We start from the raw sequence: 25,922 nt of genomic DNA, 5'->3' as shown, positions 1-25,922 counted from the left end.
CGCATCGGCTGGAAGTACGTAGCCTGGGGATATGTCGTGCCGAGCGGGTGTGAGGTGGGAGTTGTGACCGATCCGGTGGAGGATCTGGCGGCGTTGCTCGCGGCGCTGCCGGACGAGGATGTGCTGAGCGTGGTGCTCGCCGCGAGCGTCGGGCGGCCCGGCCTGGATCGGCTGCATCTGGTGGCGGCGGAACTGTCCGCCGAGAGCGGTCATATGAGCTGGGATCCGGATGTGAATTCGCCCACCGATCCGCCCACGATACCGGGTATGCCCGCCGTGCCGACCTCGTATGACCAGGGGCCTTCGGTTCCGGCCGCGCCCTTCGCCCCGACGTCCGTTCCCGATATCGGCGGTTACTCCGATTCCGGTGTCCCTACTTTCGAGTCAGTTCGCGATAAGGTCGAGCGACGCTTCGGCAACGCGCAGGGTATGGGTGAGCTCGATCAGCAGACCCCGGCGGGCCGCAGCGCGCAGGAACAGTGGCAGGCGCGGTCGAAATCCGCGCGAGAACGCCTGGACGAGATCCGGAAGTCGTTGCACCGCAACGATCCCGGCTGATCGGGCGGGCCAGCGAACGAACCAGGGGAGCCGATGGCCCAGCCGCGCGAGATCGCCGAGCGTCTGCTCGACGCACAAGTGGAATTCCTGCTCGCGGAGGTGACCGGCGACCGGTTCACCGAGGTGATCGGCCGCGATGTGGCCGCGGTGCTCGAGGTCGCCGACACCGTCGTCTTCCGGGACGTGGTCACCGTCGAGGACGCCAAGCAGACGTTGCGCGTGGTCGTGGACCGGATCGGCGGGGGTCCGGCGATCGGGGATTCGGTGGGCGTGTTCGCCGACGCGATCTACGACAACATCGCCCGCAACGGGGATTACACCCTGGGTGACGTGGTGGATCGCGAACCCGTGGAAGCGTTGCTGGAGAAGATCTTCGGCATGCATCAGGCGCAGGAGCGGCTGCTCGATCGCCTCACCGAGAGTCCGCTGGTGGCGACGGTCGCGTCCAAGTTCGTGGATCGGCTGATCGACGACTTCATGGAGTCCAATCGGCAGATGGCCTCGAAGATTCCGGGTGTGGGATCGCTGGTCTCGTTCGGCGCCTCGGCCGCGAAGTCGGCGCGCAAGGCCGCCGAGAAGGCCGCGGATGGTACGTTCATCGGCGAAATGGCCGGTAAGGGAGCGCTTTTCGCGCTCAAGCGGACCAACAACGCGATCCGCGAGATGCTGCGGGACGCGCCGGTGCACGGCGCGGCCATGGAGTTCTGGGATCTGCACGCGGGTGAGCCGGTCAGCGGCCTGCGCGACTATCTGAGCCAGCAGGACGTGCGCGAACTCGCCCAGATCGTGCACGGGATCGCGCTGACGACGCGGGAGAAGGAGTATTTCGGCCTGCTCCTGGACGAATGTGTCGAGGTGTTCTTCACCAAGTACGGCGATCACACGCTCGCCGGGCTGCTCCCGGAGCTGGGGTTGTCGGAGGAGGATATTCGCACCGAGATCCTGCGCTACGGTCCGGCGGTGGTCGAGTCGGCGAAGCGAAACGGCGTGCTGGCCGGGCTGATTCGCGAACGTCTCGAGCCGTTCTACACCTCGGACGTGGTACTCGGGATTCTCGGCGAACTCACGGCCTGAGCTGGCCGGTGATCGCGAACGCGTCGATCTCCACCAGCATCTCCTTGCGCGGCAGACCGGTGAAAACCGTTGTGCGGCAGGGTAGTACCTCGCCGGAGGTGTACTCCCGGACGAACGCGCCGTACGCGTCGTTCATGGCGGCGAAGTTCGCCTGATCGGTGAGGTAGACCCGCAGCATCACCACGTCGTCGAAGCTCGCCCCGGACGCCTCCACGATCGCCCTGACGTTCTGGAGGGTGCGGGTGGTCTGCGCGGCGACGTCGTCGGGGTACAGGTATTCGCCGGTGGCCGGGTCGACCGGGCCCTGACCCGAGACCTGGACGAACGGACCCTTGCGCACGCCCTGGGAGAAGGTGTGCGCGGGGGCGGGTGCGTCGGTGGTGCGGACGGCGGTCTTCTCGCTCATGAGGTGCCTTTCGGGCGTTCGGAGGGGCGGGGGCGCCAGCCGAGTTCGGCGGAGACGGCCTCGGCGGTGGCGCGGATGCGGGGCAGCAGGGCGAGTACCTGCGCGTGGTCCAGCAGCACGTCCGGCACCGAGACCGACAGCGCGGCCACGACCGCCCCGGTGCCGTCGCGCACCGGGACCGCGACGCAGTTCACGAAACTCTCGTGTTCCTCGTGATCCTCGGCAAAGCCTTGTGCCGCAACGTGATCCAGCTCGGTCAGATACTGCTCGGGGGTGCGGATGGTGCGTTCGGTGAACGGGTGGTAGTCGATCCGTTCGGCGATGGCGCGCCACTGCGTGCACGGGTGCGCGGCGACCAGGACCTTGCCGACGGCCGTGCAGTGCAGCGGCGCCGGGCGGCCGACCCGCGAGTACATTCGCATGCTCTGGGTGGCGTCGAGTTTGTCGATGTAGATCGCCTCGCCGGACTCGTAGGTCGCCAGGTGCACCGTCTGCCCGGTATCGGCATTGAGCGCCTCGAGGTGCGGGCGGCCCAGGGTGCGCACGTCGCGACGTTCGAGGGCGTGATTGGCCAGTTCGAACAGTCGCGAGCCGAGGGTGTAGCGGTGGGTGGCGTCATGGGTGACGAAGCGGTCGGCCTCCATGGTTTGCAGCAGCCGCAGCACCGTGGATTTGTGCACCTCGAGCCGGGCGGCGAGCTGATCCAGCGTCTTGGGGTCGTCGCCGAGTTCGGTCAGGATGGTGAGGGCGCGTTGCAGGCTCTGGCTCATGACGCCTCGGCCACGCCGGGTGGGTACCGCAGCGCGGCCCAGGCCGAAGGTGTTGCGGCGGCACATGATTCGAGGGTCGGCACGGGCGGGAGTTCCGCGACGTCGCTGGTGCCGGTGAGGGCGGCGGCCGCGCAGAGGTGGCCGTAGCGCAGCAGTTGTTCGTGCGGACGGCCCTGTAGCAGCGCGGCGAGATAGCCTCCGGCGAAGGCGTCGCCTGCGCCGATCGCCTCGGTCACCCGCAGGCGCAGCGCCGGGGTCTCGCACCGGTCCTCGCCGAGGAATCCGGTGACCGAATGCGCGCTGTTCTTGACCACCAGATGCCTTGGCTGCGGGAACATTTCGCGCAGCCGAGTGGGGTCGCCGGTGCCGAAGACCTCCAGTGCCTCGTCCGCGCCGAGCAATGCCACATCGGCCGCGCGTACCTGCCGGGCCAGAATGTCGGCGGCCGCGTCGTCGCGCCGGATCCACAGTGCCGGACGGTAATTCAGGTCGAAGCTGATCACCCTGCCGCGTCTGGGCAGCGCGAGGATCGCGTCGGTCAGGGCGGTCGCCGACGGGGACAGTGCGGTGGTGACGCCGGTGAAGTGGATCAGCTCGCAGTGTTCGAGTACGTCCGCCGTGAGGTCCTCCGGTGACAGGGCGCTCGCGGCGGATCCGGTGCGGTAGTACAGCATTCGGCTCATGCCGGCGGCCAGATCGGTCGGCAGTGCCGAACCGCCGCCGCGTTCCTTGACGTACATGCCGGTCGGCCGGTCCGGGTCGACGTGGACCGCGGAGGTATCGATGCCGCGCTCGTTCAGATGACGAATCAGGTAGCGGCCGAAGCCGTCTCGGCCGACCCGGGATATCCACGCCGTGCCGATGCCCAGTTGGGTCAGTACGGTCGCGACGTTCACCTCGGCCCCGCCCGCGGTGCGCTCGAAGACGGGGGAGTCCTCGAGCGGGCCGGGGCGCGCGACGAGGACGGCGAGCCCCTCGCCCACGGTGACCGCCCGTATCCGGGGCGGCGTAGGCCAGATCACACTCAACTCCTTCGAACGGTTGCGACTGCCGGGCATCCTGTGCAGAATAACCAGGGATAACACGATATGCAATTTGCGTTGCAAATTACGCAATAGCTGTTCGTTATGGTCTGTTCGGGCACGGTGAGAGGAGTGTTGTGGCGAACGTCGGCGCACCGTCCATCGACACCGCGATGGTTACGGCCCTGCACGATCGGGTCCTGGGGCCGGAACACAAATCGCTGCCGCCCGCTGCGTGGGGTTCCACCGTGCGCGAATTCCTCGCCACCGCACCGCATCTGGATGATCTACAGACGCCGGTACTGACCGTGGAACGGGCCGCACTGGATGCGAACCTGCGGTTGATGGCCGGCTGGGCCGCCGCGGCCGGAGTGTCGCTGGCTCCGCACGGCAAGACGACCATGTCTCCGCAGCTGTGGGGTGAGCAGCTGGCGGCCGGTGCGTGGGGTATCACCCTGGCCACCGGCTGGCAGGTCCAGGTGGCGCGGGCGTTCGGGGTGGCCCGGATCCTGCTGGCGAACGCGCTGGTCGATCCCGTCGGATTACGTTGGCTCGCAGCCGAACTCGACCGCGATCCGGGCTTCGAATTCCGCAGCTGGGTGGACAGTGTGGCGACGGTCGAGACGATGGACCGGCATCTGGCCGACGCGCCCGAGGGTGTGCGGGTGGCGGTGCTGGTCGAATTGGGCGGGCCCGGCGGACGCACCGGGGCGCGCGGTGTCGAGGCGGCGCTGGCCGTCGCGGACGCGGTGCGAGGTTCGGCGCGGCTCGAGTTGGCGGGCGTCGGCGGCTATGAGGGCGCGTTGGCGCACGACCGGCAGGACGCGGCGGTCGCGGCGGTGCGCGGCTATCTGGACGAACTGGCCCGGCTGCATCGCGAGCTCGTCGGGAGTTATGCGCGACCGGCCATCGTCACCGCGGGTGGTAGCGCTTTTCAGGATCTGGTGGTCGATCGGCTGGCCGGGCTCGCGGACGATGAGGCGACCACCGTCGTATTGCGGTCGGGCGCGTATCTCATCCACGACGACGGCTTCTACTCCGGTATCTCGCCGCTGGCCGCCACGCGCACCGAACATCCGCTGCGCTCGGCCATGCACGGCTGGGCCCGTACGGTTTCGCAGCCGGAGCCGGGGCTGGCACTGTTGGACGCCGGTAAGCGGGACCTGCCGTTCGATGAGGGATTGCCGGTGCCGCAACAGCTTTCGGCCGGAGGTGCGCTGCCCGGCGAAGCGTACGTGTCGGCGCTCAACGACCAGCATGCCTTCCTGCGCCTCCCCGGTGAGGGTGCGGTGCCGATCGGCAGCGTCGTACGACTCGGCCTCTCACACCCGTGCACGGCCTTCGACAAGTGGCGGCTGATCCCGGTGATCGATGACGCCGCCGCCGACCGTCCGCGCGTCGTCGATCTCCTGCACACCTTCTTCTGAGACGGCGAAAGATGATGGGCAGCATGCTGATTCGCGGAGCGAACGTAGTCGACGGAACGGGCTCGCCCGGCTTCCGCGGCGATGTCGTGGTGGCGGGCGGGCGCATCACCGAACTCGCCGGGCCCGGCACGATCGCCGGGGCCGACCGTGTCCTCGACTGCGAGAACCTGGTGCTGGCACCGGGTTTCATCGATATGCACGCGCATTCGGATCTGCATCTGCTCACCGAACCGGGACATTTCCCGAAGATCAGCCAGGGCATCACCACCGAGGTGATCGGACAGGACGGGCTGTCCTATGCGCCGATCGACGCGGCGACGCTGGCCGTGGTGCGCCGCCAGATCGCCGGGTGGAACGGCAATCCCGCCGATCTGGACTTCTCCTGGCACACGGTCGGGGAGTACCTGGACCGGCTCGATGCGGGGATCACGCCCAATGCCGCTTATCTGGTACCGCAGGGCACGCTGCGCCTGCTCGTGGTCGGCTCCGAGCGGCGTCCGGCGACCGCGCGAGAGATCGGCCGCATGTGCGCGCTCCTGGCCGAGGGTCTGGCGCAGGGTGCGGTCGGGATGTCCAGCGGGCTCACCTACACGCCCGGAATGTACGCCGACACGGCGGAATTGGCGGCACTGTGCGAGGTGGTCGCGGCGGCCGACGGTTTCTACGCTCCGCACACCCGCTCCTACGGTGCCGGTGCGCTGGAGGCATACGCCGAGATGATCGGGCTGGCCCGCACCACAGGCTGCGCGGTGCACCTGACCCACGCCACCATGAATTTCGGCGAGAACCGCGGGCGCGCACCGGAATTGCTCACCATGATCGACGACGCCCTGGCACAGGGCTGCGATATCAGCCTCGACACCTACCCCTACCTGCCCGGCTCGACCACTCTGTCGGCGCTGCTGCCGAGCTGGGCGTCCGCGGGCGGGCCGGATGCGACGCTGGCTCGCCTGGCCGATCCGGCGGACCGGGCGCGGATCACCGACGATGTCACCGTGCGCGGCTCGGACGGGTGTCACGGGGTCACGGTCGACTGGGAGACGATCCAGATCAGCGGTGTCGCGGATCCCGATCTGAGCGAATACGTCGGCCGGAGGATCGCCGATATCGCTGTGGCACAGGATGTTCCGCCGGTGGAGGTCTTCTTCGACCTGCTGCTGCGGGACGAGCTGGCCACCACGATCCTGCAACACGTCGGACACGAGGAGAACGTGCGCGCCATCATGCGCCACTCCCGGCACATGGGCGGCAGCGACGCGCTGCTGGTCGGGGACCGGCCGCATCCCCGGGCGTGGGGCACCTTCCCGCGCTACCTCGGCCACTACGTGCGTGAACTCGGTGTACTCGGCCTCGAGGAGTGCGTACACCATCTGACCGGACGTCCCGCGCAACGCCTGCGCCTGCGGATGCGCGGTCTGATCCGGCCCGGACACGCCGCGGACCTGGTGTTGTTCGATCCCGAGACGATCTGTGACACAGCCACATTCGAGCAGCCGAAACAGCAGGCGCGCGGAATCACCCACGTCCTGGTGAACGGTGAATTCGCCATCGACGGCGGTACACCCACCGGAGCTCTCGCCGGGCGTGCGTTGCGTATGACCACACGCGGCACCGATGTGAAAGGCGAACAATGACATTCGTCGCTCTCCAGCTTCACGGCGCGGGTCGCCTCGGGACCGAGTCGAACGGGGATACCAAGCGGTGCAGGTGAATACAGCTCTGGACGTGATCCGGGCCGACCGGGTGCTCACCGTCGTGCGTGCCCCATCGATCCCCGATCCCGCCGCGTTGGTCGAGGCGCTGGCGGGTGCTGGAATACGTGCGGTGGAACTGACTTTCACGACACCGGGCGTCCTGGACGCCCTGACCGCGGCGTCGGCGGTGCCGGACGCTGTGGTCGGCGCGGGCACGGTCCTGACCGGTGAGCAGGCCGAACAGGCCATCGACAGCGGAGCCCGATTCCTCGTGACACCGGGCCTGCGTCCGGCGGTGGCGGAAGTGGCGGCGCGACACGATATTCCGGTCGTCATGGGCGCTCTCACACCGAGCGAGGTGATGGCCGCGCTGGATCTGAACGCGGCGGCGGTGAAGATCTTCCCCGCCCGCATGTTCGGTCCGGGCTATCTGAAGGATTTGCGGGGGCCCTTCCCCGATGCGGCGCTCATCCCGTCCGGCGGTGTCAACGCCGGTAACGCCGCCGAATTCCTGGCGCACGGCGCGGTGGCGGTCACGGCCGGTACCGACGTCGTGGCACCGGGCGATGTCGCCGCGGGCCGATGGTCCGATATCGCCTCGCGGGCGGCATCTTTCGTTTCATCCATGAAGTGAGGTATGTATGGCCGCCACCGTCGATTGGCTGCGGACCACCACCCCGGGACTGCTCATACTGTGCGGTCTCGCGATCGTCGTACTACTCGTGGCGATCATCCGGTTCAAACTCGAGCCGTTCATCGCACTACTACTGACCGGGCTGTTGCTCGCGCTGGCCGCCGGGCTACCGGTGTCCAAGATCGTTGGCACACCGCTGAAATCCTCGGATTCCCTGTTGGAGACGGGATTCGGCGGAATTCTGGGCCACATCTCGGTGATCATCGGCCTGGGTACGGTGCTCGGCGCGATCCTGGAACGTTCCGGCGGCGCGGACGCGCTGGCGGAGAAACTACAGAATCTGTTCGGGCCCAAGGGCGCTCCGGTCGCGATGGGTCTGGTCGGCCTCATCTTCGGCATCCCGGTGTTCTTCGACATCGGTATCTTCGTGCTCGCGCCGCTGATCTACGTCGCCGCCAAACGGGGTGGCCGATCGCTGGTGCTGTACGCGATGCCGATGGTGGCGGGCCTGTCCATGACGCACGCGTTCCTGCCGCCGCACCCGGGCCCGGTGGCCCTGGGCGGGCTGATGGGGGTGAGCCTGGGCTGGCTGATCATCATGGGTCTGGTGTGCGGCCTGCCGGGATTCGTTGCGGCGGGCCTGGTTTGGGGCACGTTCATCGGCAAGCGCATCGTCGTGGACGTTCCGGCGGAATTCCTGGTGCGGCCCTCGGGCGATGCCGCGGAGCCCGACGGGGACGCGAATTCGTCCGGGGCACAGCAGGAGACGGCGACCGAGGTGCGACGCCCGTCGGTCGGCCTGATCGCCGCGATCATCGCCATCCCGCTGGTGCTGATCCTGGGCGCGACGTTCGGCAGCCAGCTGTTGCAGAAGAAGTCCGGGCTGCTCGAGGTGCTGACCTTCCTGGGCAACCCGGCCGTCGCCCTGTTGATCGCGGTCCTGGTCGCCTTCTACATCCTGGGGCTGCGGCGCGGTTCGACGGTGCAGCAGCTCAGCGTGCTGACCGCGGAATCGCTACGGCCCGTGGGCATGTTGCTGCTGGTGATCGGCGGGGGCGCGTTCTTCGGCGCGGTCATCTCGGCCACCGGAATCGGAAAGGTGCTCGCGCACACCATGTCCGAGGCCGGACTGCCGGTGATCGTGCTGGCCTACATCATCAGCTGCGGGCTGCGCATCGCCCAGGGGTCGGCCACCGTCGCGATCGTCACCACCGGCGGCATCGTCGGGCCACTGGTTGCCGGACACGGGTATTCGCAGATTTCGCTGGCCTTGATCGCGATGTCGATCGCGGCCGGTTCGATCATCCTGAGCCACGTCAACGACGGTGGTTTCTGGATGATCTCGAAATTCTTCAACCTGTCGGTGAAGCAGACGCTCCAGACCTGGAGTGTGCTCGAAACCGTGCTGTCGGTGGTGAGTTTCGCGGTCGCGGCGATCCTGTTCGCCCTGGTGAGCTGATCGCGGCGGGTTAGGCTTTCGCGGGTTCCGGTTCGCTGCCCAAGCCGCCGAACATCTTTCGTTTCAGCGGGGGCAGCGCACCGGCCAGGCGGAAGACCGTGCGAACCATGGTGCGCGAGACGCGGCTGTCCGAGACGGATTGTTCGGCGGCTTGCAGCGAGGCACGCACGGCGGCGAAACCGTAGGTGATCATCTGCGCCTCGTACTCGTGCAGGGCCTCGAGCAGCGGTCGCTCATCGCGGGCCGCGGCGATCAGCGCGCCGGTCAGCTCGTGCGCGTCGCGCAGGGCGACATTGGCGCCGATGCCGCGGAACGGGGTCATGGAGTGGAGGGCATCGCCCAGCAGCGTGACATTCGTCGTCTCCCAGGGCTCCACCGGGACCGAGGTGCGGATCGGCAGCAGCGTCACGGTGTCGGTGTCGCATCCGGTGACCAGCTCGCGCAGCTGCGGTGACCAGTCGGCGGTGAGTCGATCGGCCAGATCCTGAAGTTCTTTGGGCCCCAACGACTCCAGATCCTCCGCGAAGTCGGCGCGTTTGGCGGCGTAGCTCCACAGCACGTAGGGCCGGGTGTTGTCGAACAGCGCGCCCGGATACCGCTGCGCGGCACCGTCGTTGCCGCCGATCGTCGCGGAATCACCGTCGGCGGCACCGAATTCGTGCGGCGCGACGAACATTCCGCAACTCCGGGGCGGAATGACGCTGACCGGGGCGACCTGTAGCCGGGGCGCGAGCCGGCGGCGGCTCTGCTCGGTCAGCATGTACTTACCGGCGATGGCGACGATTCCGGTGTCGACGCGCTGGGCGTGCGGGAGCAACTGGGCGCGCACCCGCGAGGTGGCGCCGTCCGCGCCGACCAGGACATCGCCGCAAGCCGTGGTGCCGTCGGCGAATCGGGCCTCGACGCGGCCGTCCGGCAGCCGGGTGTAGCCGGTGATCGCCTTGTCGTAGTGCACCACGTCGTCCAGGTCGGACAGCAGGATCTGACGCAGCGTGATGCGGCTGACCCCGAAGTTGCGGTCGACGTCGCCGGTCGGATTGCCCTCGATGGTCTCGCGATCCAGATCCAGCAGGGTGCTCATCCGCTCGGTGGCGAAACCGAAGCCGATCTCGCTCTCGACCGCGTTGGAGTGCGCGACGAACGCGCGGTACAGATGGTCGGGCAGGAGCTCGTGCAGGGCGCGGCTGCCGCGTGGGCTGATGTGAATCCGGAAGCCCTGCAACCGATCCGTGCGATGCCGATCGCGTTCGTACACCGCGACGTCGATTCCGGCCTTGCGCAGCCCGTGCGCCAGCGCGAGGCCGCCGATCCCGCCTCCGGCGACGATGACCCGCAGAGATGTCTTGGCGGACATGGTATCCACTTCCAATCCTGATCGATTATCAACAGGGAGAACGAATTTCGCAGGTCTCAGCCCTGGCTCCAGCCGAACGGCCGGTTCCGCTTGCGCGCGGCCTGCTGCTGCTCGGGCCCGTGCCGTTCCCAGTCCTGGGTCAGGCGGGCGAGCAACTCGGTGAGGGTGACCACGTCGGCGGCGGACCATTCGGCGATGACCGCGCCGAAGACCTGCTCCCCGACGTCGAGGAACTGCCGCAGTTCCGCGCGGCCGGTGTCGGTGGCGGTCAGCAGGACCGCGCGGCGATCGGCCGGATCGGGTTCGGTGTTCACCAACTCGGCCTCGGCCAGCGCCCGGATGTGCCGGGTGATGGAGGAGGGGAGGGCATCGAGCCGCTCGGCGACCTCGCCCGCGCGCAGTGGCCCGTGCTCGACGGCCAGCCGCAGCACGCCGAGCCGGACCGCGTCGTACATCCGCGCCTGACCCTGCCGATTGGCCTCGGCGAACTGGAAGACGGTGCGGATCAGATCGGCGATCTGCGACTTGTTTGCTTGCATGAAACAACGGTAAAGTATTTGATCCTGTGAAACAAGTATTATTTCCGGCAACCCCGCTATGAATGGGATTGCATGATCGTGCATAATCATCACATGGCGGATACCTCGAGTGGGCCCGTACTGCGGGTCGCGGTGGCTGGTGCGAGCGGATACGCGGGCGGTGAGATCCTGCGATTGCTGCTGGGGCATCCGGCATACCGAAGTGGGCGCCTCGAGATAGGGGCGCTGACCGCCGGGGCCAATGCGGGGACGCCGCTGGGGGAGTCGCAGCCGCATCTGCTGCCGCTGGCCGATCGGGTGCTGACCGAGACGACGCCGGAGATCCTGGCCGGGCACGACATCGTGTTCCTGGGCCTGCCGCACGGCCAGTCGGCGGTCATCGCCAACGCGCTGCCCGAATCCACGGTGATCATCGACTGCGGCGCGGATTTCCGGCTCACCGACGCGCAGGTGTGGGAGCGGTACTACAAGACCCCGCACGCGGGGACCTGGCCCTACGGCCTGCCCGAACTCCCCGGCGGGCGCGAGCGGTTGCGCGGTGCGACCCGGATCGCGGTGCCGGGCTGCTATCCCACGGTGTCCAGTCTGGCGCTGGCGCCGGCGGTGGCCGCCGGAATCGTGGAGCCGACAGTGCATATCGTCGCGGTGAGCGGCACCTCCGGCGCGGGCCGCAAACCCGATGTGGGACTGCTGGGTTCGGAGGTGATGGGTTCGGTCCGCGCCTACGGCATCGCCGGGGCGCACCGGCACACCCCGGAGATCGCGCAGAACCTGAGGATCGCGGCCACCAGCGCCGCGCAGGGGCGTGAATTCGATTGCGCCGGAGCCGATATCGCGGTCTCCTTCACTCCCGTGCTCGCGCCGATGCCGCGCGGCATCCTGGCCACCTGCACCGCGCCCACTCATGTGGATCTCGCGCAGGCCCGCGCGGTCTACGAGAAGGCCTATGCCGACGAACCTTTCGTGCATCTGCTGCCCGAAGGTCAACTGCCGCAGACGGGTTCGGTACTCGGGTCCAACGCGGTGACCCTGCAGGTCGCCGTGGACGCCGACGCCGGACTGCTGGTCGTGATCGGCGCGATCGACAACCTCACCAAGGGCACCGCGGGGGCCGCGGTGCAATCGATGAACCTGGCGGTCGGCTACGAGGAGACCGCCGGACTTCCCACCGTAGGAGTGGCACCGTGACATCCAGCGATAATTTGGTCCGGAACCAGGGCGTCACCGCGCCGCTGGGGTTCCGTGCGGCCGGGATCGCCGCCGGGATCAAGGCGACCGGTAAACCCGATCTGGCCCTGGTGGTCAACGAGGGCCCGGAATGCGCCGCGGCCGGGGTGTTCACGCGCAACAAGGTCAAGGCCGCGCCGGTGCTCTGGTCGCAGCAGGTGCTCACCGGCGGCCGGTTGCGCGCGGTGATCCTGAACTCCGGCGGCGCGAACGCCTGCACCGGCCCGGGTGGCTTCCAGGACACCCACGCCACCGCCGAGGAACTGGCGAAAGCGTTGAGCAACTGGGGAACCGAGACGGGTGCGGGCGAGATCGCGGTCTGCTCAACGGGTTTGATCGGTGACCGGCTGCCGATGGACAAGGTGATCGCGGGCGTCACCGAGATCGTGCACGAGATGGCCGGTGGGCTGTCCGGCGGGACCGATGCCGCGCACGCCATCATGACCACCGACACCGTGCCGAAGGAGGCGGCGGTCCACCATCACGACAAGTGGAACGTCGGCGGCATGGCCAAGGGCGCGGGCATGCTCGCCCCCTCGCTGGCGACCATGCTGGTGGTGCTGACCACCGATGCCGTGGCCACGCCCGAACAGCTGGATTCCGCACTGCGCAAGGCGACTTCGCGCACCTTCGACCGGCTCGACGTCGACGGTTCCTGCTCCACCAACGACACCGTGCTGCTGCTGGCCAGCGGCGCGAGCGCGGTGACGCCGTCGCAGCAGGATCTGGACGCGGCGGTGCTGGCCGTGTGTGACGATCTGGCGTCGCAGCTGATGGCCGACGCGGAGGGCGTCACCAAGCGGGTGCTGGTCACCGTGCGCGGTGCGGTGGACGAGGAGCAGGCCCTCATCGGTGCGCGCGCGGTCGCCCGGGACTCGCTGGTCAAGACCGCGTTCTTCGGCTCGGATCCGAACTGGGGCCGAGTGCTGGCCGCGATCGGCATCGCGCCCATCGAACTGGAACCCGATCGAATCTCGGTGTCGTTCAACGGGAATCCGGTGTGCGTCGGCGGGACCGGTGCGCCGGGTGCGCGGGAGATCGATCTGTCCGGTGCGGATATCCACGTCGTGATCGATCTGGAGTTGGGCGAGGGCGAGGCCACCATCCGCACCACGGATCTCTCGCACGGTTACGTCGAAGAGAATTCGGCGTACAGCTCATGAGCGATTCCGTTGTGTCGCAATCGGTTCCCGATGTCGTGGCCGGATTGTCCGCGCTGGACAAGGCGCACGTGCTGGCCGACGCGCTGCCCTGGTTGCAGAAATTCCGCGACACCATCGTGGTGGTGAAGTACGGCGGTAACGCCATGATCGACGAGGATCTCAAGCGCGCCTTCGCGGCCGATATGGTCTTCCTGCGCACGGTGGGTGTGCATCCGATCGTGGTGCACGGCGGCGGGCCGCAGATCAGCGCCATGCTCAAACGCCTCGGCCTGGAAGGGGAATTCCGCGGCGGGCTGCGGGTCACCACGCCCGAGGTGCTGGACGTCGCGCGGATGGTGCTGTTCGGTCAGGTCGGCCGGGAGCTGGTCGGCCTGATCAACGCGCACGGTCCCTACGGCGTGGGCCTGTCCGGTGAGGACGCGCGGCTGTTCACCGCGACCCGCCGTACCCTCGAAATCGACGGTGAGACAACCGATATCGGCCTGGTCGGCGATGTCACCTCGGTGAATCCGGACGCGGTGCTGGACATCGTGCGCGCGGGCCGCATCCCGGTGGTCTCGACGCTGGCCCCCGACGCGGACGGCGTGGTGCACAACGTCAACGCCGACACCGCCGCGGGCGCGCTGGCCGCCGCGGTGGGCGCGGAGAAACTGGTCGTGCTCACCGATGTCGAAGGGCTGTACACGAATTGGCCCGACCGGTCCTCGCTGACCACGCACATCGACACCGACACGCTGGCCCAACTGCTGCCGTCGTTGGATTCGGGCATGGTGCCCAAGATGGAGGCGTGCCTGCGCGCGGTGCGCGGCGGGGTGCCGACCGCGCATGTCATCGATGGCCGCGTCCCGCACGCGGTGCTGCTGGAACTGTTCACCGGGGAGGGGATCGGCACGATGATCTCCCCCTCGACCCCGGCGCGGACGCCCGCGTCGTAGGAGGGCACGAAAACCCATGAGTACTCAGGATATTCAGCAGCGGTGGTCCGCCTCGCTGATGAACAACTACGGCACGCCCGCGATCGCGCTGGTGCGCGGGTCGGGCGCGGAACTCTACGACGCCGAGGGCAAGCGCTACCTGGATTTCCTCGGCGGGATCGCGGTGAACAGCCTCGGGCACGCCCATCCGGCCATCGTCGAGGCGGTGACCGCGCAGTTGAGCACGCTCGGTCACGTGTCGAATCTGTATGCCAGCGAACCGGTCATCGAACTCGCCGAACGTCTGCTGGCGCATTTCGGTGACGGCGCGGGCCGGGCGTTCTTCTGCAATTCGGGCACCGAGGCCAACGAGGCCGCGTTCAAGATCGCGCGGCTGACCGGGCGCAGCAAGATCGTCGCCTGCGAGGAGGCGTTCCACGGCCGCACCATGGGCGCGCTCGCGCTGACCGGGCAACCGGCCAAGCGCGCGCCGTTCGAACCGATGCCGCCCGGCGTCGTGCATGTGCCCTACGGTGACGCCGAAGCCCTTGCGGCCGTGGTCGATTCGGATACCGCCGCGGTATTCCTGGAACCGATCATGGGTGAGAGCGGGGTCGTGGTGCCGCCGCCGGACTATCTGGCCACCGCCCGCGCGATCACCGCCGAACACGGCGCGCTGCTCATCCTGGACGAGGTCCAGACCGGCATCGGCCGCACCGGGCATTTCTACGCGCATCAGGCCGCAGGGCTGGTGCCCGACGTGATCACCCTGGCCAAGGGCCTCGGCGGCGGCCTGCCGATCGGCGCGGTCCTCGCCCAGGGCCGCGCGGCCGAACTGCTCACCCCGGGCCTGCACGGCACCACCTTCGGCGGCAACCCGGTCTGCGCCGCGGCCGCCCTCGCGGTCCTGCGCACCATCGACAAGGAAGACCTGCTGCACAGCGTGGAGAAGGTCGGCAAGGTGATCACCGACGGCATCGCCGAACTCGGTCATCCGCTGGTCGAGCACGTGCGCGGCGCGGGCCTGCTGATCGGCATCCAGCTGACCCGCCCGGCGTCCGCGCAGGTGGAACTGGCCGCCCGCGAGCGCGGCTACCTGGTGAACCCGGCCAAACCCGATGTGATTCGGCTCGCGCCGCCGCTGATCTTGACCGAGACTCAAGCCGGGAGCCTACTGTCGGATCTGCCCGGCATCCTGGACACCGCCCTGGAGCAGCACACCACCCTGGAGAAGGGGGACAAGTGAGCATCCGTCACTTCCTACGCGACGACGACGTCAGCCCGGCCGAACAGGCCGAAATCCTCGCGCTGGCAGCGGAACTGAAGGCCGCGCCGTTCTCACGGCGACCGCTCGAGGGCCCGCGGGGGGTCGGGGTGATCTTCGAGAAGAACTCCACCCGCACCCGGTTCTCGTTCGAGATGGGCATCGCCCAGATCGGCGGGCACGCGGTGGTGGTCGACGGCCGCACCACCCAGCTGGGCCGCGAGGAGACCCTCGAGGACACCGGCCGGGTGCTCTCGCGCTACGTCGACGCGATCGTGTGGCGCACCTTCGAACAGCATCGCCTGGACGAGATGGCTTCCACGGCAACGGTTCCCGTGGTCAACGCGCTGTCCAACGAGTTCCACCCCTGCCAGGTGCTGGCCGATCTGCTGACCCTGACCGAACGCAAGGGCGACCTGTCCGGCCGCACCCTGGCCTACTTCGGCGACGGCGCGAACAATATGGCGCATTCGCTGCTGCTGGGCGGGGTTACCGCGGGCCTGCACGTGATCATCGCGGCCCCAGCGGGTTTCGAGCCCGCGGACTGGGTGCTCGACGCTGCCCGCAAGCGCGCCGCGGAGACCGGCGGCAGCGTCGCGGTCACCGCGGATCCGGTCGCGGCGGCCACCGGGGCGGACGTGCTGGTCACCGACGCCTGGACCTCCATGGGCCAGGAGGGCGACGGTCTGGACCGGGTCGGCCCGTTCCGCCCCTTCCAGGTCAATGCCGGACTGCTCGCCCGCGCGGCCGCGGATGTGGTTGTGCTGCACTGTCTTCCGGCGCATCGCGGGGAGGAGATCACCGACGAGGTGATCGACGGCCCGCACAGCGTGGTCTGGGACGAGGCGGAGAACCGGTTGCACGCGCAGAAGGCGCTGCTGGTGTGGTTGTTGGAGAAGAACAGTGCGCGGGAGCGACGATCGTGACGGGTAGACGTTCGTGAGCAGCGTGGATAGGGCGGGCGCCGAGTCGGGCAGATCCGGCCCGGCGACCGCCCGCACGCGCGCCGGTCGCCAGCAGCGCATCGTGGAGATCCTGTCCGGACACGCGGTGCGCAGCCAGACCGAACTGGCCGCGCTGCTCGCCGAGGATGGCATCGAGACCACCCAGGCGACGTTGTCGCGGGATCTGGACGAACTCGGCGCGGTCAAGCTGCGCGCCGCGGACGGCGGTGCCGGGGTCTACGTGGTGCCCGAGGACGGCAGTCCGGTGCGCGGGGTGACCGGCGGCACCGACCGGCTCTCCAAACTCCTGGGTGACCTGCTGGTCTCCACCGACCACAGCGGCAATATCGCGGTGCTGCGCACCCCGCCGGGCGCGGCGCACTTCCTGGCCAGTGCGCTGGATCGCGCGTCGCTGCCGGAGATCGTCGGCACCATCGCCGGGGACGACACCATCGCCGTGATCGCCCGCGAACCGCTCACCGGCGCGGAGCTGGCCGCGAAGATCGAGCGGTGGGCCTGAATCGGTTGGGCGCGTAGCGCATTCAGTCCGGCAGCGCCTGACCCCGGGTTTCCGGTGCGAGCCCGACCATGGCGATGCCGATCAGGAATACGACCGCGGTCGCGCTGAGCGGGATGGCCAGCGATCCGCTCGCGTGGATGCCGTATCCGATCAGGAACGTCCCCGCCGCGGCGAACCAGCGCGAGAGCGTGGTGGTGAACGCGAACGCCGTCGCCCGCATCCGGGTCGGATACTGTTCGGGCAGCCAGATGGTGAAGATCGCGAAATTGGCCCCGCCGAGCCCGAGTATCGGCAGGAAGACGAAGGTCAGCACGATCGAATGCGCCGGATAGGCGATCCCGTAGACCCCGACCGCGCCGATCGCCATCAGCACGAACAACCCGGCCAGCGCGACGCGTCGACCGAACCGGTCCGCCACCCGCGGAATCAGCACGCACCCCAGAATCGTGAACGCGGCCACCGTCATCGAGGAGATCCCGGCCAGCCGCACCGTCGCGGCCGAACCGTATCCCGCGTGATGCGCGAGCTCGGTGATCGCGGTGGGCACGTACGTCGACCCGGCCCACAACCCGATCACACAGACCACCAGCAGCGCCAGATTACCCAGGGTACGGGCCCGGTAGGGTGGGGTCAGGACTTCAATCACGGGCTGCCAGAACGACTTTCGATCATGCTCCGCCGAATCCACGTCTTTGGCCTCCGCTCCGCTCCGGCGGTTCGCGGCCCCCTGGGTCTCATCGGCGAGACGGCCCGCGACCCGACGCCAGCGTTCTGGTTCGGGCGTGGTGCGGCGAATGATGAAGACCGCCAACGCCGGAATGCCGCCGATCAGGAACATCCCGCGCCAGCCCAGTTGCGGCCCGGCCGCGAGATACAGCGCCGAGACGATCAGCACGCCGACATACGCGGCCGAATGCATCAGCCCGCCGAAGCGCGCGCGCACGCGTTCGGGGAGGACCTCGGCCAGAAGCGTTCCGGCCATGGCCCATTCGCCGCCGACGCCGATGGCCGCGAGGAATCGGAAGGCGTTCCACTCCCACAGATTCGTCGCCAGTCCGGCCAGCGCGGTGAAGACGCCGTACATCGCGATGGACGCCGTCATCGCGGGCATCCGGCCGAAGCGGTCGGCCAGCGGCCCCCAGATCGCCGAACAACCCCAGCCGAGCAGGAACAGCGCCGCGCTGATCTGGCCGTACCAGCCGATATTGGCGGAGTTCGCGGCGATTCCGGCGCGCGGCAGCAGTTCGGTCATGGTGGGGGCGAGTACCAGGCCGAAGACGGTCCAGTTGAAACCGTCCATCGCCCAGCCGCCGAACGAACCCCAGAACGCGCGGCGTTGTGCCGAGGTCAGCGGGGGCGCCGAGGTGTTGTCGGAGGCGGCCTGGGCGGGATCGTCGTCGATCGTCACGGATAACTCGTTTCCGGGTGCTGCTGTACCGCGGACGGCCGCGGCGATGTGATCGTTCACACAGTAGTTGGCAGGGTTGGATTTCCGCAGGACTCCGGACGAGCCGATTTCCGATGACGCTCTCCGTTTGCTCACCGCGAAGGTGTCGGGAACGTGAAATCCGTTACCCGCAGTACCAATTGAATGCTCGGTCGGTCGGCGATAGTGTATGCGAACGCATGGAAAGCGTGCGGTTGTCGACGATGTGGAGGCCCTGACTCGTGCGCATTACGGTATTCGGGGCGGGTGGAATCGGACTGTATTTCGCGGGCATGCTGGCGCGTGCCGGTCATCAGGTGACGGTGGTCGGGCGGGCCGAGACCGTCGCGGCCGCGGCGGCCGGGCCGCTGCTGGTTTCCCGTGCGGGAGAAGAGAGTTCGATCCCCGACGTGCAGGTGGTCACCGAATTGCGTGGCGGCGGTGAGCCCGCCGATCTGGTGCTCGTCGCGGTGAAGGCGTGGCAGGTTCGCGATGCCGCCGAGGCGCTGAAACCCGTTGTCGGCCCGCACACCACGATCCTGCCGTTGCAGAACGGGGTCGAGGCGGCGAGCGATCTGGCCGAGGTGCTGGGCGCCGAACGCGTGCTGGGCTGCACCTGCGTGGTGATCGCCGAACGTATCGAACCGTGGTCGGTGCGCTGCCTGGGCTCGCACGCCGCGGTGGAAATCGGTGTGCTGACACCGGATTCGGCCGATCGGGTCGAGCCGGTGGTCGAGGCGCTGACCCCGGCGGGCATCACGGTGAGCCGCACCAACGACATCGAGGCCACGCTGTGGCGCAAGCTGATGCTGATCTCCTCCTACGGCGGGGTCGGCGCGCTGGCCCGGCAGCCGGTCGGGATCGTCTCGACCGAACCCGAGACCGTCGCGCTGGTGCGCGCGGCCATGGTCGAGGTGCTCGAGGTGGCGCGGGCCCGGGGCGTCGCGCTGGATGCGGACGATGTCGATCAGATGATGAAGGTCTACGCGGGTTTCGGGCCCGAGACCACAGCGTCGATGCAGCGTGATCTGGCCGCGGGGCGTCCGTCGGAGCTGCACTATCAGAGCGGTGCGGTCGTGCGGTTCGGCCGGGCCACGGGTGTCGCGACGCCGATTCATCAGACGATCTACGCTTCGCAGTTGCCGTCCGAGACTGCGGCTCGCGAGCACTAGTCAGCCCCTCGTACCACTGACGAAGCACGTCCGCGAACCTGACGGGGCCGTGTTCGAAGCGCCGAAGATATTGCGGCGGAAGCAAATCGGACATGGCCCTGTCGATCGGGCGGCATCTGTACCAGACTGGACGTGACGGACGGCCGATGTAGGAGGAACCGTGCGACGTGTGATCACTGTCGTGGGTGGTGTGGTGCTGTGCCTGATCGGCGCGTTGTGGATCGGGCAGGGCACCGGGAATCTGGCGGGCTCGCCGATGACCGGGCACTCGCAGTGGACCTATCTGGGTGTGGTGCTCATCGTGATCGGGGTGGCGGCGATCGGGCTGACGTTCTATCGGTCCAGGTCACGCTGATTCGGCGCGGAACCGCTGGCGGGTCCGGCCGATGCCCTCGATCTCGAGTTCGACCACGTCGTCCGGCCGTAGATAGGGGAAGCGACCGGACAGCGCGACGCCCTCGGGCGTGCCGGTATTGATCAGATCGCCCGGCTCGAGCACTGAGTACCGGGACAGATGCCAGATCAGGTACGGCACGTCGAAGATCAGGTCGGCGGTCGAGGAGTCCTGGCGCGGCTCGCCGTTGACGAACGAACGTAGCCGCAGATTGCCGGGATCCAGCTCGGTTGCCGGGATCAACGCCGGTCCGAGCGGATTGAAACCCTCGCAGCACTTGCCCTTGGACCACTGCCCGCCGGACTCCTCGAGCTGGAAGCGCCGCTCGGAGACGTCGTTGGAAATCGTGTATCCCGCAACGTATTCCATCGAATCCGCGGGGGAGTCGAGGTAGCGGGCGCGGCGGCCGATCACCACCGCGAGTTCCACCTCCCAGTCGGTCCGCTCCGAGCCGCGCGGGATCGGCACGTCGTCGTAGGGGCCGATCACCGTATTGGGCGCCTTGAAGAACAGCACCGGTGTGCTGGGCGGTTCTGCGCCGGATTCGGCGGCGTGCGCGGCGTAGTTCATGCCGATGCACCACACCGCCTGCGGTCGCGCGATCGGTGCGCCGATCCGTTCGCCGGTGATGTCCAGGGGTGTGAGCCGGCCCTGGGCGAGTGCCGTCGCGGCGGCCGAAAGTCCTTCGGCGGCAAGGAATGTGCCGTCGATATCGTGGGTGAGTGGGGACAGGTCGTATGCCTGTTCGCCGTCGAGGAGTACCGGACGTTCCGCGCCGGGTGCGCCGATCCGCTGGAATTTCACGCGTTGACTCCTTCGTCGTGGGAGGGTCCGTCCGGGAGCGGGACGGGCAGGCGATACACCCGCGCCGCCGTGGTCGAAAGTATCCGGACGCGATCGGCCGGATCGAGTTCGGACAGGGTGCCCAGGGTGGTGCGCCAGACCTCGTCGTAGGACGCGGCGGTGAGCGTGAACGGCCAGTCGCCGCCCACCATGAGCCGATCCGGGCCGAACACCTCGAGCGCGTGATCGACGTAGCGCTGCCAGTGCGCCGCGGCGAATCCGGGCGCGGAAACCGTTGCGAGACCGGAGATCTTGGCCACCACGTTCGGCGCGGCCGCGGCGGCGGTGAGCAGATCCGCCCACGGCTGCCAGCCGCCGCTCGCGATCGGCGGTTTGCCCAGATGGTCCAGCACCACCGTGAGCGTGGGATGTTCGGCGGCGATCCACGGCACCTGGGCCAGCAGTTCCGGAGTCTCGGCGACCGCGTCGAAACTCAGGCCGGTCGCGGCGAGCATCGCCAGGCTCTCCGAAACCTGCGGTCGCAGTAGCCATTCCGGATCCGGATCGCGGTGGATCAGATGCCGCACCCCGACGAGTCGCGGTCGCCGGAGACGCTCGAGTTCGAATGCGGCGCGGGCCGGGTCGTGCAGGGGCAGCCATCCGACCACCGCGATCGGCCGCGGCCACCGCGCGGCGGCGTCGAGCAGCGCGCGGGTCTCGGCCGTCGAATCCGATGCCTGGACCAGCACCAGCGCGCCCACCCGGTGCTCGCCCAGTTGCGGTGCGAGGTCGTTCAGGGTGTAGGTTCGATACAAGACATCGGATGTATCTGTCAGCCAATCGTATTCCACATGGAACTTTCCGCCGCCGATATCCCAGATGTGGACGTGGGAGTCTACAGTCATCGGATGCATGTATTCACATCCTTGAACGTGAAGGAATAGGTTTGTCGGTCACGGACGATGCGATAGCGAAGATCAAGGCGATGATCGTCTCGGGCGATCTGCGGCCCGGCTCCCGGCTGCCCCGCGAAGCCGACCTGGCCGCCGAACTCGGGGTCTCGCGCAATTCGCTGCGCGAGGCGGTGCGGGCGCTGTCGCTGGTGCGGATCCTGGACGTGCGGCAGGGCGACGGCACGTATGTGTCCAGCCTGGAACCGAATTCGCTGCTGGACGCGATGAGCTTCCTGCTGGAATTCCATCAGGACGATTCGGTGCTGGACATCCTCGGCGTGCGTCGCATCCTGGAACCGGAGGCCACCGCGATGGCCGCGCAGCGGATGAGCGAGGACGAGATCGTCCACCTGCGCACACTGGTGCGGCCCGAGGGGGTTTCGGTGACCGATCTGGTCGCCCTGGACCTGAACTTCCATGCCGCGATCGCGAACGCCTCGGGGAACAGAGTGCTTGCCTCCCTGCTGGATTCGCTGTCCATGCCCACGACCCGCGCGCGCATCTGGCGCGGCGTCACCGAGGAGGGCGCGTTCGAACGCACCATCGCCGAACATCGCGGTATCTGCGATGCCATCGACGCGCGCGATCCGCAACTCGCCCACGCGCGTGCGCTGGCACATGTGGCCGGGGTGATGGAGTGGCTGGAGCGGGCCGCGGGCTGAGGCGTTCACCACAGCGCGCCGCCGTCGAGTTCGGCCCAGAGTTCCTGCGGCACAGGGATATCGAGCATATCGAGACTGTCCTCGATTTCCTCCCTCGTGCCGGAACCGAGCACGATCGCGCCGACGGCGGGATGCCGCAGCGGGAACTGCACGGCCGCCGCGCGCAGCGGCACATCGTATGCGGCACAGGCGGTGTGCATCGCGCGGGCGTGCTCGATGATCGCGGGATCGGCGGCGACGTAGTCGAAAGTGCCCTGCCGCAACGGATCCGCGAGGACCCCGCTGTTGAGCACCCCGGCGACCAGCACCCGGATGCCGCGGCGGGCGCATTCGGGCAGCAGTTCGGTCTCGGCGCGGCGATCCAGCAGTGAATACCGTCCGGCGATGAGTACGTGATCGATCGGGGCCTCGCGGACGAACCGCAACGCGACGTCGACATGGTTGACCCCCACACCGATTCCGGTCGCCACGCCCCGCGCCCGCAGCCGTTCGAGTTCGGGTAGCGCCTCGGACAGGGCCTGATCCATATGGTCGTCGGGGTCGTGGACGAGTAGCTGATCCACGCGATCCAAGCCCAGCCGCAGCAGCGATTCCTCGACCGAGCGTCGCACCCCGGCGGCCGAATAGTCCCGTCGCCGTGAGCGTTTGGGCGCGCCGTAGAACATCTCCGCGCCATCGGGTGCGGCCGGATCGTCGTAGAGCAGTCGCCCCACCTTGGTCGACACGGTGAACTCGGCCCGGCGCGCCGAACCCAGGAACCGGCCCAGACGCTCCTCGCTCAGCCCGCCGCCGTAATGCGGTGCGGTGTCGAACGCGCGAATCCCGTTGTCCCAGGCCGATTGCAGCGCCGTCGCGGCGGTCCGCTCGTCCACCGCCCGATACAGTCCGGCGTATCCGGCGCCACCCAGGACGACGCGGGAGCTCGTTGGTCGCACCGGCTTCGTAACGGCCCGGCCGACCGCACCGTCCTCGCGACCCGCGATTCGAAAGTTGGCTTCCTGCTTCGTCTCTCACTCCTGTCGTCGGCCGCTGGCGATGCGGGTGATGACGAGCGCGACCAGGATCAGCGCGCCGTTGATGAACTTCAGCGAATCGGCGCTGACCCCGCCGTAGGACAGCAGTTTCTGGATCAGGGTCAGGATCGTGATGCCGAAGAACGCGCCCAGCACCGAACCGCGCCCGCCGTTGAGCGAGACGCCGCCGATCACACACGCGGCGAACACGTTGAAGATCATGCCGTCGCCCTGGGCCACCTGGACGCTCGCGAACTGCCCGGAGTAGATGAGTCCGCCGATCGCGGCCAGGGCCCCGGCCAGGATCAGCACCACCATCACCACCGAGCCGGTGCGGATGCCCGCGGCCCGCGCGGCGGCCTGGTTACCGCCCACGGCGTAGAGCGCGGGTCCGGCGGTGGTGTAGTTGAGCACCAGGTAGCCGATCACGAACAGCGCCAGGCAGATCAGCACGTTCACCGGGACGCCGCCGAGCCGCGAATTGCCCAGCCACAGTACCGAATCGGGGATCTTCGTCAGGGTGAAGCCGCCGGTGAGGAAGGTCAGCAGGCCGCGCAGCGCGATCAGCATGGCCAGTGTCACGATGAATCCGTTGAGGCCGAACCGCACGATCAGCAGCCCGTTCACCACGCCGACCGCGAGCCCGACCAGCAGGGCGATCGGAATCGTCATCCACGGCGCGGCCCAGGTGAACGCGCCGACCTTCGCGGTGCCCATGGTGCCCCAGATGGCGACGCCGGGCGCGAGCCCGAAGGTCGACTCCAGCGACAGGTCCATGTACCCGACCACCAGGACCAGCACCTCGGCCAGGACCAGCAGGGCGATACCGCTCATGGTGGTCAGCACGTTCGTCAGGTTGGCGGTCGAGACGAAACTCGTATTGATGACGTAGCCGACGATCAGCACCAGCACGATCGGCGGCACCAGCAGGAAATCCCGGAGTGCGGCCCAGCGCACCGGGCCGCGTGGACGGGGCCGGGTGGCGAGGGCATCGGATTCGGTCGCGGTCCGGGTCATGCCATTCCTTCCATGGCGGCGACCAATTCCCGGTCGTCCCAGCCTTTCTCGTATTCGGTGCGTAGCTGGCCCTGCACCATCACCAGCACGCGGTCGCAGTCACGCAGATCGTCCAGTTCGTCGGAGACCACCAGGACCGCGGTGCCGCGATCGGCGGTGTCCCGGACCACCGCGAGCAGGGTCTGTTTGGACCGCACGTCGACACCGGCGGTGGGAGTGATGAGTACCAGCACCGCCGGATCGGTGGCCAGCGCGCGGGCGAAGACGACCTTCTGCTGGTTGCCGCCGGACAGTTCCGACACACCCTGCCCGGGGCTGTCGGCTTTGATGTCGAGACCCTCGATCGCGTTGCGTACCAGGGTGTCCCGGGTGCGGCGGGACAGCAGCCCGAACCGGCCCAGCCGCTGCGGCACGGTGAGGGTGGCGTTGTCGGCCACGCTCATCGCCGGAACGAGACCCTCGTCGTGCCGATCGCGTGGCACGAATCCGATCCCGGCCGCCAGGGCCGCGTGAGTTCCGCTGCTCCGCAATCGAACTCCGGAGACGAGCACCGATCCGGCTGTCGCACGCCGCGATCCGACGATCGTCTCGGCCACCTCGACCCGCCCGCTGCTGCCGCCACCGGCCAACCCGACCATCTCCCCGGGCCGCACCTCGAATTCGACATCGGCGAATTCACCGGTGCGGGTGAGCTTTTCCAGTCGCAGCGCCGGTGCGGCCGTGGGGTCGGGACGTTCTCGCGGTACCGCCCGCGCCAACTCGGTGGATTCACCGGTCATCGCGGCGATCAGCTCGGTCTTGCCGAGATCGGCGACCGGGGCGGTGAGCACATGCCGCGCGTCGCGGAAAACCGTGACATCGGAACAGATTTCGTAGGTCTCGTCCAAATGGTGGGAGATGAACAGGAAGGTCACCCCCTGGGTCTGGAGATCGCGGATGCGGCCGAACAGCCGTTTGATCGCGGTGCCGTCCAACTGCGCGGTCGGCTCGTCCAGGATGATGAACCGCGCGCCGTACGAGAGCGAACGCGCGATCTCCACCAGCTGCCGATGCTCCACCGACAACTCCCGGGCCGGTGTCCGCACGTCGACGGGGACCGACCAGGTGTCGAGCAACTCGCGCGCCCGCGCTCTCATGGTGCGCCAGTTGATGATTCGCCCACCCAGCCCCTGACGGCCGATGAAAAGGTTCTCCGCCACCGACAGCTCCGGGATGATCGTGGAGTGCTGGTACACGCACGCCACCCGGGACCGCCAGGCGTCCCGGTCGGCGATCGCCGGCGCCCGCTGGCCCCGGAATCGCACCTCCCCCTCATCAGGAGGTGCGAGACCGGTCAGGATCGACACCAGCGTCGATTTCCCGGCGCCGTTGCGGCCGACCAGCGCGTGCGTCCGCCCGGCGTGCACCCGCAGCCCGACCCGGTCCAGCGCGAGGGTGCGGCCGAACCGCTTGGTCACGCCGATCGCCTCCGCGATCGGCGGTTCCGCGGACGAATCCGGTTCGGGTGCAGCGGTTTCCGTCATCGTCATCCGC

At 68.4% G+C, this 25,922-nt stretch carries 26 protein-coding genes; 15 read left to right on the top strand and 11 right to left on the bottom strand.

Annotated elements, in window-relative coordinates; all coding sequences use genetic code 11:
• The first annotated feature begins 63 nt into the window (after positions 1-63).
• Positions 64-558, top strand: coding sequence for a PspA/IM30 family protein (locus NRB20_RS20915; protein WP_319945198.1), 495 nt, complete (start codon positions 64-66; stop codon positions 556-558).
• Positions 559-591: 33 nt separating this feature from the next.
• A complete protein-coding gene (locus tag NRB20_RS20910) occupies positions 592-1,632 on the top strand; it encodes a hypothetical protein (protein ID WP_153411862.1) in 1,041 nt (346 codons plus the stop codon).
• Here the strand turns inward: NRB20_RS20910 and NRB20_RS20905 are convergent.
• The 3 genes from NRB20_RS20905 to NRB20_RS20895 are packed head-to-tail and all read right to left on the bottom strand — an operon-like array spanning position 1,622 to position 3,866.
• Positions 1,622-2,038, bottom strand: coding sequence for a RidA family protein (locus NRB20_RS20905; RefSeq protein WP_153411861.1), 417 nt, complete (start codon positions 2,036-2,038; stop codon positions 1,622-1,624). The genes NRB20_RS20910 and NRB20_RS20905 overlap by 11 nt on opposite strands.
• Positions 2,035-2,808, bottom strand: coding sequence for an IclR family transcriptional regulator (locus NRB20_RS20900; RefSeq protein WP_153411860.1), 774 nt, complete (start codon positions 2,806-2,808; stop codon positions 2,035-2,037). Before NRB20_RS20900 ends, NRB20_RS20905 begins: the two co-directional genes overlap by 4 nt.
• Positions 2,805-3,866, bottom strand: a complete 1,062-nt coding sequence (locus NRB20_RS20895) for a sugar kinase (RefSeq protein ID WP_153411859.1) — start codon at positions 3,864-3,866, stop codon at positions 2,805-2,807. The genes NRB20_RS20900 and NRB20_RS20895 overlap by 4 nt, the downstream gene beginning before the upstream one ends.
• 101 nt (positions 3,867-3,967) lie before the next feature.
• Here NRB20_RS20895 and NRB20_RS20890 point away from each other — a divergent pair, with 101 nt between their 5' ends.
• From NRB20_RS20890 to NRB20_RS20875, 4 genes are all read left to right on the top strand, one after another.
• Positions 3,968-5,257 carry a type III PLP-dependent enzyme domain-containing protein gene (locus NRB20_RS20890; protein ID WP_406603861.1) on the top strand — a complete coding sequence of 430 codons (1,290 nt, stop codon included), beginning with the start codon at positions 3,968-3,970 and terminating at the stop codon, positions 5,255-5,257.
• Positions 5,258-5,271: 14 nt separating this feature from the next.
• On the top strand, positions 5,272-6,891 hold the full coding sequence (locus NRB20_RS20885) for an N-acyl-D-amino-acid deacylase family protein (protein WP_153411858.1): 1,620 nt from the start codon (positions 5,272-5,274) through the stop codon (positions 6,889-6,891).
• 73 nt (positions 6,892-6,964) lie between these two features.
• On the top strand, positions 6,965-7,585 hold the full coding sequence (locus tag NRB20_RS20880; RefSeq protein WP_319945258.1) for a bifunctional 4-hydroxy-2-oxoglutarate aldolase/2-dehydro-3-deoxy-phosphogluconate aldolase: 621 nt from the start codon (positions 6,965-6,967) through the stop codon (positions 7,583-7,585).
• A gap of 7 nt (positions 7,586-7,592) precedes the next feature.
• The gene (locus tag NRB20_RS20875; protein ID WP_153411857.1) at positions 7,593-9,044 is read left to right on the top strand and encodes a GntP family permease; all 1,452 of its coding nucleotides are present in this window, start codon (positions 7,593-7,595) and stop codon (positions 9,042-9,044) included.
• Between the two features lie 10 nt (positions 9,045-9,054).
• On the opposite strand, the gene NRB20_RS20870 is transcribed toward NRB20_RS20875, so the two are convergent.
• Together NRB20_RS20870 and NRB20_RS20865 are read right to left on the bottom strand one after the other, a co-directional pair.
• On the bottom strand, positions 9,055-10,398 hold the full coding sequence (locus NRB20_RS20870; protein WP_153412046.1) for an FAD-dependent oxidoreductase: 1,344 nt from the start codon (positions 10,396-10,398) through the stop codon (positions 9,055-9,057).
• Between the two features lie 56 nt (positions 10,399-10,454).
• Complete coding sequence (locus tag NRB20_RS20865; RefSeq protein WP_194289947.1) at positions 10,455-10,937, bottom strand: MarR family winged helix-turn-helix transcriptional regulator; 483 nt, start codon at positions 10,935-10,937, stop codon at positions 10,455-10,457.
• Positions 10,938-11,030: 93 nt separating this feature from the next.
• Between NRB20_RS20865 and argC the strand changes: the two genes are divergently transcribed.
• Genes argC through NRB20_RS20835 form a run of 6 tightly spaced genes read left to right on the top strand, consistent with a single transcriptional unit; the run spans position 11,031 to position 16,969 of the window.
• Complete coding sequence (gene argC / locus NRB20_RS20860; RefSeq protein WP_153411855.1) at positions 11,031-12,125, top strand: N-acetyl-gamma-glutamyl-phosphate reductase; 1,095 nt, start codon at positions 11,031-11,033, stop codon at positions 12,123-12,125.
• Entirely contained in the window at positions 12,122-13,327 is a 1,206-nt protein-coding gene (gene argJ / locus NRB20_RS20855; protein ID WP_319945197.1) for a bifunctional glutamate N-acetyltransferase/amino-acid acetyltransferase ArgJ, read from the top strand. Before argC ends, argJ begins: the two co-directional genes overlap by 4 nt.
• Positions 13,324-14,262 (top strand): acetylglutamate kinase, encoded by a 939-nt coding sequence (argB, locus tag NRB20_RS20850; RefSeq protein WP_153411854.1) that lies wholly within the window; start codon positions 13,324-13,326, stop codon positions 14,260-14,262. Before argJ ends, argB begins: the two co-directional genes overlap by 4 nt.
• Before the next feature lie 16 nt (positions 14,263-14,278).
• Positions 14,279-15,487 (top strand): acetylornithine transaminase, encoded by a 1,209-nt coding sequence (locus NRB20_RS20845; protein ID WP_153411853.1) that lies wholly within the window; start codon positions 14,279-14,281, stop codon positions 15,485-15,487.
• Positions 15,484-16,431, top strand: a complete 948-nt coding sequence (gene argF / locus NRB20_RS20840) for an ornithine carbamoyltransferase (RefSeq protein ID WP_319945196.1) — start codon at positions 15,484-15,486, stop codon at positions 16,429-16,431. Before NRB20_RS20845 ends, argF begins: the two co-directional genes overlap by 4 nt.
• 13 nt (positions 16,432-16,444) lie before the next feature.
• Positions 16,445-16,969, top strand: coding sequence for an arginine repressor (locus tag NRB20_RS20835; RefSeq protein WP_319945195.1), 525 nt, complete (start codon positions 16,445-16,447; stop codon positions 16,967-16,969).
• 22 nt (positions 16,970-16,991) lie between these two features.
• On the opposite strand, the gene NRB20_RS20830 is transcribed toward NRB20_RS20835, so the two are convergent.
• A complete protein-coding gene (locus tag NRB20_RS20830) occupies positions 16,992-18,377 on the bottom strand; it encodes an MFS transporter (RefSeq protein WP_153411852.1) in 1,386 nt (461 codons plus the stop codon).
• A 266-nt stretch (positions 18,378-18,643) separates the two neighbouring features.
• On the opposite strand from NRB20_RS20830, the gene NRB20_RS20825 reads away from it, so the two are divergent.
• The gene (locus NRB20_RS20825; RefSeq protein WP_406603866.1) at positions 18,644-19,567 is read left to right on the top strand and encodes a ketopantoate reductase family protein; all 924 of its coding nucleotides are present in this window, start codon (positions 18,644-18,646) and stop codon (positions 19,565-19,567) included.
• Positions 19,568-19,727: 160 nt separating this feature from the next.
• Complete coding sequence (locus tag NRB20_RS20820) at positions 19,728-19,922, top strand: hypothetical protein (protein WP_194289964.1); 195 nt, start codon at positions 19,728-19,730, stop codon at positions 19,920-19,922.
• On the opposite strand, the gene NRB20_RS20815 is transcribed toward NRB20_RS20820, so the two are convergent.
• Together NRB20_RS20815 and NRB20_RS20810 are read right to left on the bottom strand one after the other, a co-directional pair.
• Entirely contained in the window at positions 19,914-20,765 is an 852-nt protein-coding gene (locus tag NRB20_RS20815; protein WP_194289963.1) for a fumarylacetoacetate hydrolase family protein, read from the bottom strand. The two genes, NRB20_RS20820 and NRB20_RS20815, sit on opposite strands and share 9 nt — an antisense overlap.
• A complete protein-coding gene (locus NRB20_RS20810; RefSeq protein ID WP_153411850.1) occupies positions 20,762-21,649 on the bottom strand; it encodes an amidohydrolase family protein in 888 nt (295 codons plus the stop codon). Before NRB20_RS20810 ends, NRB20_RS20815 begins: the two co-directional genes overlap by 4 nt.
• A 41-nt stretch (positions 21,650-21,690) precedes the next feature.
• On the opposite strand from NRB20_RS20810, the gene NRB20_RS20805 reads away from it, so the two are divergent.
• Positions 21,691-22,359: a FadR/GntR family transcriptional regulator gene (locus NRB20_RS20805; RefSeq protein ID WP_153411849.1), complete on the top strand. Its 669-nt coding sequence runs from the start codon at positions 21,691-21,693 to the stop codon at positions 22,357-22,359.
• Positions 22,360-22,364: 5 nt separating this feature from the next.
• Here the strand turns inward: NRB20_RS20805 and NRB20_RS20800 are convergent, their stop codons facing one another.
• From NRB20_RS20800 to NRB20_RS20790, 3 genes are all read right to left on the bottom strand, one after another.
• Positions 22,365-23,294, bottom strand: a complete 930-nt coding sequence (locus NRB20_RS20800) for an aldo/keto reductase (protein WP_319945193.1) — start codon at positions 23,292-23,294, stop codon at positions 22,365-22,367.
• A 75-nt stretch (positions 23,295-23,369) separates the two neighbouring features.
• Positions 23,370-24,389, bottom strand: coding sequence for an ABC transporter permease (locus NRB20_RS20795; protein WP_153411848.1), 1,020 nt, complete (start codon positions 24,387-24,389; stop codon positions 23,370-23,372).
• The gene (locus tag NRB20_RS20790; RefSeq protein WP_153411847.1) at positions 24,386-25,912 is read right to left on the bottom strand and encodes a sugar ABC transporter ATP-binding protein; all 1,527 of its coding nucleotides are present in this window, start codon (positions 25,910-25,912) and stop codon (positions 24,386-24,388) included. The genes NRB20_RS20795 and NRB20_RS20790 overlap by 4 nt, the downstream gene beginning before the upstream one ends.
• Positions 25,913-25,922 lie beyond the last annotated feature (10 nt).

Source organism: Nocardia macrotermitis, from assembly GCF_009604405.1.
Classification (GTDB): domain Bacteria; phylum Actinomycetota; class Actinomycetes; order Mycobacteriales; family Mycobacteriaceae; genus Nocardia; species Nocardia macrotermitis.
This window is presented reverse-complemented; position numbering and strand designations above follow the sequence as displayed.

Excerpts from the sequence above, each read along its gene's own strand:
- NRB20_RS20810 (WP_153411850.1), bottom strand. The coding sequence starts at position 21,649 with ATGACTGTAGACTCCCACGTCCACATCTGGGATATCGGCGGCGGAAAG.
- NRB20_RS20885 (WP_153411858.1), top strand. The coding sequence starts at position 5,272 with ATGGGCAGCATGCTGATTCGCGGAGCGAACGTAGTCGACGGAACGGGC.
- NRB20_RS20865 (WP_194289947.1), bottom strand. The coding sequence starts at position 10,937 with ATGCAAGCAAACAAGTCGCAGATCGCCGATCTGATCCGCACCGTCTTC.
- NRB20_RS20905 (WP_153411861.1), bottom strand. The coding sequence starts at position 2,038 with ATGAGCGAGAAGACCGCCGTCCGCACCACCGACGCACCCGCCCCCGCG.
- NRB20_RS20790 (WP_153411847.1), bottom strand. The coding sequence starts at position 25,912 with ATGACGGAAACCGCTGCACCCGAACCGGATTCGTCCGCGGAACCGCCG.
- NRB20_RS20910 (WP_153411862.1), top strand. The coding sequence starts at position 592 with ATGGCCCAGCCGCGCGAGATCGCCGAGCGTCTGCTCGACGCACAAGTG.
- NRB20_RS20870 (WP_153412046.1), bottom strand. The coding sequence starts at position 10,398 with ATGTCCGCCAAGACATCTCTGCGGGTCATCGTCGCCGGAGGCGGGATC.
- NRB20_RS20895 (WP_153411859.1), bottom strand. The coding sequence starts at position 3,866 with ATGCCCGGCAGTCGCAACCGTTCGAAGGAGTTGAGTGTGATCTGGCCT.
- NRB20_RS20900 (WP_153411860.1), bottom strand. The coding sequence starts at position 2,808 with ATGAGCCAGAGCCTGCAACGCGCCCTCACCATCCTGACCGAACTCGGC.
- NRB20_RS20795 (WP_153411848.1), bottom strand. The coding sequence starts at position 24,389 with ATGACCCGGACCGCGACCGAATCCGATGCCCTCGCCACCCGGCCCCGT.
- NRB20_RS20845 (WP_153411853.1), top strand. The coding sequence starts at position 14,279 with ATGAGTACTCAGGATATTCAGCAGCGGTGGTCCGCCTCGCTGATGAAC.
- argB (WP_153411854.1), top strand. The coding sequence starts at position 13,324 with ATGAGCGATTCCGTTGTGTCGCAATCGGTTCCCGATGTCGTGGCCGGA.
- NRB20_RS20875 (WP_153411857.1), top strand. The coding sequence starts at position 7,593 with ATGGCCGCCACCGTCGATTGGCTGCGGACCACCACCCCGGGACTGCTC.
- argC (WP_153411855.1), top strand. The coding sequence starts at position 11,031 with ATGGCGGATACCTCGAGTGGGCCCGTACTGCGGGTCGCGGTGGCTGGT.